General features: G+C 64.3%; 4 protein-coding genes. All 4 read left to right on the top strand.

All coding sequences use genetic code 11. From position 1 onward, the window contains the following. Positions 1 to 176: 176 nt before the first annotated feature. On the top strand, positions 177 to 1,037 hold the full coding sequence (locus Cth01_RS23885; RefSeq protein ID WP_045840613.1) for an HTD2 family dehydratase: 861 nt from the start codon (positions 177 to 179) through the stop codon (positions 1,035 to 1,037). Positions 1,038 to 1,049: 12 nt separating this feature from the next. After that, complete coding sequence (locus Cth01_RS23880; protein WP_045840612.1) at positions 1,050 to 2,249, top strand: CaiB/BaiF CoA transferase family protein; 1,200 nt, start codon at positions 1,050 to 1,052, stop codon at positions 2,247 to 2,249. Then, a complete protein-coding gene (locus Cth01_RS23875; protein ID WP_045840611.1) occupies positions 2,249 to 3,097 on the top strand; it encodes an HpcH/HpaI aldolase/citrate lyase family protein in 849 nt (282 codons plus the stop codon). The genes Cth01_RS23880 and Cth01_RS23875 overlap by 1 nt, the downstream gene beginning before the upstream one ends. Before the next feature lie 62 nt (positions 3,098 to 3,159). Then, positions 3,160 to 3,330, top strand: a 171-nt coding sequence (locus Cth01_RS23870; protein ID WP_156160285.1) for an FAD-dependent oxidoreductase, incomplete at its 3' end; no start/stop codon positions are given.

The following is a 3,330-nucleotide window of genomic DNA, read 5'->3' as shown; positions in this document are numbered from 1 at the left end:
GGAGGCCCCGATCTTCTCGGTGGCCGACTATGGTCTGGAGGCGGATCTGTTCCAGGCCGTGCCGGAGTTGGCCAAGGCGCTGTAGGCCTGATGCTGCTCAAAAAATAGCTGCTGGTGCTTGCAGGGCAAGCGCTGCAGCCCGGTTTCATGCAAAGAAAAAAGGAGACAGCGGCGGTATGAGTTCCGAAATCCCCGAATCCTTCGACGCCTGGGTAGGCTGCACCGACGAAAGCGCGGACCATATTGTCCAGGCCCCCATCCGCCTCATGCAGGCCACGCTGGATGCACCCAATGCCGGCGCGCTCCCGCCGCATCTGCCGCCGCTGTGGCATTGGCTGTATTTCCTGCCGGGCGAGCGACAGTCCAACATCGGTCCGGATGGACATCCCAGGCGCGGCGGCTTTCTGCCGCCCATCACCTTGCCCCGGCGCATGTGGGCGGGTGGACGGTTGCAGTTCCTTCGGCCTGTGGCCGTGGGCGAAACGGTGCGGCGCGTGTCGCTCATCAAGAGCGTCAATACAAAGTCAGGGCGCAGCGGCCAACTGGTGTTCGTAACCGTGCAGCACAAGATTTCCGACGGGCAGGGCGTGGCGATCCACGAAGAGCAGGATATCGTCTACCGCGATGCGCCAGCCCCTGGAGCACCTGTGCCGCAACCCGCAGCTGCACCGGCGGACGAGCAGTTCACGCGCACCATCACCCCCGATCCGGTGCTGCTGATGCGTTACTCGGCGCTTACTTTCAACGGCCACCGCATCCACTACGACCGTCCCTATGCCATGCAGGAAGAAGGCTACCCCGGCCTGGTGGTGCATGGGCCATTGATCGCCACGCTGCTCATGGAGGAACTGCGCCGCGCGCATCCCGGCAAGGCCATCCGCAGCTTCGAATTCAAGGCCGTCAGCCCCTTGTTCGACACAGCGCCGTTCACGGTGAACGGCAAGCTGGAAGATTGTCATTCCGGCACCCTTGCTCGCCTGTGGGCGCGCGGACCACAGGGGCAACTGGCCATGCAGGCCAGTGCTGAAATCGAATAACGGAGACCTGCTATGCAAGCGAAAAAAGGCCAAAAGGGCCCTTTGAGCGGAATGACTGTCATTACGCTGGAACACGCCATTGCTGCGCCGTTCTGCACGCGGCAGCTCGCCGACCTGGGCGCGCGCGTCATCAAGGTCGAGCGCCCCGGCGTGGGCGACTTCGCGCGCGCCTATGACCACCGCACGCGCGGCCTAGCCTCGCACTTCGTCTGGACCAACCGATCCAAGGAAAGTCTCACGCTGGACCTGAAGCAGCCCGCGGCGCAGCAGGTGCTGGGCGAGCTGATCGCCCGGGCCGATGTGCTGGTGCAGAACCTCGCGCCTGGCGCGGCGGCGCGCATGGGCCTGTCGTTCGAGGCGCTGCACGCCAAGTACCCCAAGCTCATTGTCTGCGACATCAGCGGCTACGGCGCCGAAGGCCCTTACCGCGACAAGAAGGCCTATGACCTGTTGATCCAGAGCGAGGCGGCTTTCCTCTCCATCACCGGCACCAGGGATGAGCCGAGCAAGGCCGGCAACTCGATTGCCGACATCGCGGCGGGAATGTATGCCTACAGTGGCATCCTGAGTGCGCTATTGCAGCGCAACATCAGTGGCGAAGGCTCGCACGTCGAAGTCTCCATGCTCGAAGCGCTGGGCGAATGGATGGGTTTTCCCATGTACTACGCCTATGACGGCCAGAGCGCGCCCAGCCGCAATGGCGCCGCGCACGCCACCATCTACCCCTATGGCCCGTTCGCCGCGGGCGACGGCCGGGTGGTGATGCTGGGCCTGCAGAACGAGCGCGAGTGGAAACTGTTTTGCGATGTGGTGCTGCGCCGCCCCGAACTGGCCGCCGACCCGCTCTTCGACGCCAATGTGCGCCGTGTGGAAAACCGCGAGCAACTCAAGCAGGTCATCGAAGAGGCCTTCGCTGCCCTCACGGCGCAGGAGGTGACCGCGCGCCTGGACGATGCGCAGATCGCCAATGCCGCCGTGAACCAGGTGGGCGATTTGTGGACGCACCCACAGCTGCATGCGCGCCGGCGTTTCCGCACCATCGGCTCGCCCGCTGGCGAACTTCAGGCGCTGCTGCCGCCGGCCAACGTGAGCAGCTTTGAGGCCCGCATGGACTCCGTGCCCGCTCTGGGCGAGCACAGTGAGGCCATCTTGCGCAGCCTGGGCCGAACGGATGCCGACATCGCCGCTTTGCACACCCAAGGAGTGATCTAATGGCCAACACTTTTGCCGTGCGCCATGCGCGCAGTTTTCTGTTCGTGCCAGCCACCAAGCCCGAGCGCTTTGCCAAGGCGCTGGCTTCGGACGCCGACTGCATCATCATCGACCTCGAAGACGCCGTGGCCGAAAGCAGCAAGGATGCCGCCCGCGCCCATCTGGCGCAGTACCTGCCTCAGCTGTCCGCCGAGCAATGCACTCGCGTCCTGGTACGCGTGAATGCAGTAGGCACGCCCTGGCACGCGGCGGACGTCGCGTTGCTACGTGAGTGGGTGGGGCATGGCGTCGCCGCTATGCTGCCCAAGTCCGAAGAACCTGCTGCTTTGCGCGCCGTGGCGAAAGCCCTGGGTGAACGTGCAGCGATCGTGGCCCTCGTCGAATCGCTCGCCGGTCTGGATGCGGCTACCGAACTGGCCCGCGATCCGCAGGTGGTGCGGCTTGCCTTCGGCCATCTCGATTTCCAGCTCGACATGGGCATGCGCGCCACGGCCGAGGAGCCCGAACTGGCCTTCGCCCGCAATGCCCTCGTGGCCGCTTCGCGTCGCGCAGCGCTGCCCAAACCCGTCGACGGCGTGACCACGGATACCGGCAGCGCCGAGCGGCTGGTTGCCGACACCCAGCGTGCGCGCGCCTTCGGATTTGGCGCGAAGCTATGCATTCATCCGGCCCAAGTCGAGGGTGTGAACGAAATTCTGGGCTATTCCAGCGCCGAGAGAGACTGGGCGAGCCGCGTAATCGAAGAAGCCTCTCGGCGCGGCGGCGAAGTCTTCAGCCTCGACGGCCGCATGGTCGATCTGCCTGTGATCCGCGCGGCCGAAGTAATCATGGCAACTTTTCGAAAATGAAATCTGCTGGTGCCCTGTGGAAGGTCGCCAGCGATTGATGCAACGATAAAAAACTTATCCCGATGACAAACGAAGAAATCCTGGCCCAGTACGGCCCGCGAGAGGCCATGGAATATGACGTGGTGGTGGTGGGCGGTGGCCCCGGTGGCCTGGCCACTGCCATTCGCCTCAAGCAGCTGGCGGCCGAAAAAGGTCAGGATGTCTCCGTAGTCGTGCTGGAAAAAGGCTCCGAA

Origin of the sequence: Comamonas thiooxydans (assembly GCF_000964545.1) — a bacterium.
In the GTDB taxonomy this organism is placed as follows: Bacteria; Pseudomonadota; Gammaproteobacteria; order Burkholderiales; family Burkholderiaceae_C; genus Comamonas; species Comamonas thiooxydans.
This window is presented reverse-complemented; position numbering and strand designations above follow the sequence as displayed.